A 2,588-nucleotide genomic window follows, 5' to 3' on the forward strand; every position below is an offset into this window, starting at 1 on the left:
GAGGAGATCGTCAGTCGGATCAGATCGGCGTTGCTTTATCAGTTTTTCAAAATACTCGAAGAATTCGGCCGCTGCTTCTGCTGTTCCGTGCCCTTCAGTTTTCCTTGCCGTGTCCGGATCAAGCGGACTGAACAATTGACCGGCAAGGCGATGCAACATCTCGCCGTCCTCCACTGGCATCCCAAAAATAAGCATGATTGTCCGCAGCGGCACCCAAAGGCTCACCTCATTTACGAAATCGAGCGCCCCGTTCTTGTTTTGAGCGTGATCAAGTCGTTCGTCGACGATTGCCCGTATCTGATCCTCGAGCTTTTTCAGGTTCGCCGGTGCAAACCACCCTTGGGTAACCGAGCGATACCTGCGGTGCTCAGGCGCATCCATAGAAGGCAGGGAACGCAAAAGCGAAGACCTACCGGTTTTTTCCCACACCAGCCGTTCCTCGTCTATCTTGAGGAGGCGGTTGCGAGGGCCCGCCAAAAATTGATGGCTGTTGGTTTCAATCTCTGCAATGTCCTCATATTTGGAAATTGCCCAAAAAGGCCGATAGTCACTCGCTTCAGTCCATCGAACAGGGTCATGTTCACGCAGCGTCGCAAACATTGCATGCAACCGTTCCTCATCGGAATAGATCTGCGGGGAAACCACATCGTCATCGTTTACGTTGTTCATCGTTTTTCCGTCAATAAGGTGTCGTCGTTGCCGACGGCTGTCAGTGACTTACGGCTGTTTTCGAGATATTGACAATCTTGCCCTGTGTCACTTCCTTAAGGGCATCTATACCGTTTTCACGCCCAATTCCCGATTGTTTGGCTCCCCCGAAGGGAATGTCGGACGGGAGATCCAGATGTTTGTTCACCCATACAGTGCCTGTATCGAGCCTCATCGCGACCTCGGCTCCACGCGCATAGTTGGTGGTCCAGATCGTGCCACCGAGGCCGTAGACGGTGTCATTGGCCCGAGCGATAGCTTCGTCAACCGTGTCGTAGGCTAGGACGGGGATGACCGGTCCAAACTGTTCCTCGCGTACTAGCTCGGCGCCGTCGGACAGGTCGCAAACAATGGTAGGGGCAATGAAAAAGCCCGGACGATCAAGCGCTTTACCACCCGCGAGGATGCGACCGTCTTTCTTCGTTGTCTCGATTAGAGCCAGGACTTTCTCAAATTGCTGCTGGTTTTGCAGCGGTCCAATTTCGGTACCGTGCTCCGACCCGTCGCCGACAACTGCATTGTTTGCAAGCTGTGCGAGCTCCTCGCAAAACGCGTGATACATACCCCGGGGAACATATACGCGTTTTGCAGCAAGGCAGACCTGCCCCGCGTTAAGCATTGCAGCAGCGAAAACGCTCTTCGCGACAGACTTGATGTCTGCATCGTCCAGGATAATCGCCGCATCATTTCCACCCAACTCGAGCGTCACTCGTTTCAGAGATCCCGCTGCGCTCTGCATAACCAGCTTGCCCGTCGAGGTCGATCCCGTAAATCCGATCTTCGCTATGTCTGGATGGGATGTGAGTTTCGCTCCCAGCTCATTGGCATCGACTATGACATTGAAGACACCTCTCGGGAGAACCTCAGCGGCAATCGCACCCAGGAGAAGCGTGGTGAGCGGTGTCGTCGGGGCGGGCTTGGCAACCATTGTATTGCCTGCACTGAGGGCCGGCCCTAGCTTGTTGATCAGCAAGCTGAAGGGGAAGTTCCACGGCGTAATAGCAGCAACCACCCCAAGTGGGGTCCGATGCTCAATGATCTTTTCGTCATCGTTTTCCCGCAGAACCGTAACTGGCATATCGAGCGCGGCAAAGTAGCGCAACCGCGCGATGGCGCTGCCAATCTCCGCTCGCGCCTGTGCCAAGGGCTTGCCTTGTTCTCGTGTGAGCAACACCGCAAATTCTTCTTTCCGCAACTCCACCATCTCACACAAGCGATCAAGGTATTCCTTCCTCTGCGCATGACTGAGTGCGGCCCAAACTGGAAAGCTTCTCTTCGCAGCAGCGATGGCCTGTTCAAGCTGGACCCCGTCTGCACGCGCGCACGTCGCAAAACGCTTTCCGGAAGCTGGGTCGATGACGTCTAAGGACGACGCGCCTTCGACTAGTCGCCCGTCAATAACAAGTTTGAAATTCATGAAACAACCCCCTTTCGTCATGTTCAAAACGAAGTGATTACGCTGCGCGCAATTTCACCGCTTTTGAGCTCCCGATAGGCGTCGTTGATCTCATTGATGTTTATCTCCCGTGAGACTAGATCGTCTAAATTCAAGCGGCCCTGCAAATAAAGGTCAGCATACATAGGGATATCGTGCTTGATATTCGTTGATCCCATATAGACACCGCTGAGCGTGACCTGTCGCCGGATCAAATCAGCATGAACCTCCACCGAGATCGTTGATCCAGGTTTTGGAAGGCCGATCACGTAGACTCCACCGCCCTTACGGACCATCTTGATGGCCTGCTCCACGGTCCTCTTCAGACCAATTACCTCGAACACGTGATCCACGCCGCTGCCTGTGAGGGCCTTTACGGCATCGACCGCGTCAACCTTATTGACATCAACGAAGTCCGTCGCACCAAATTTGCGCGCCAGTGTTT

Annotated in this window: 2 protein-coding genes and 1 pseudogene; all 3 read right to left on the reverse strand. The window is 54.1% G+C overall.

What is annotated here, in order from left to right; translation table 11 throughout:
• Nucleotides 1-669: pseudogene (locus tag JWQ24_RS28115) on the reverse strand (cytochrome P450); the annotation flags it as partial.
• A 40-nt stretch (nt 670-709) separates the two neighbouring features.
• Nucleotides 710-2,125: an aldehyde dehydrogenase family protein gene (locus JWQ24_RS28120; RefSeq protein ID WP_299815774.1), complete on the reverse strand. Its 1,416-nt coding sequence runs from the start codon at nt 2,123-2,125 to the stop codon at nt 710-712.
• Nucleotides 2,126-2,148: 23 nt separating this feature from the next.
• Nucleotides 2,149-2,588, reverse strand: a 440-nt coding sequence (locus tag JWQ24_RS28125) for a zinc-binding dehydrogenase (protein WP_299815777.1), incomplete at its 5' end; no start/stop codon positions are given.

This window comes from Tardiphaga sp. (genome assembly GCF_028290495.1).
Lineage (GTDB): Bacteria > Pseudomonadota > Alphaproteobacteria > Rhizobiales > Xanthobacteraceae > Tardiphaga.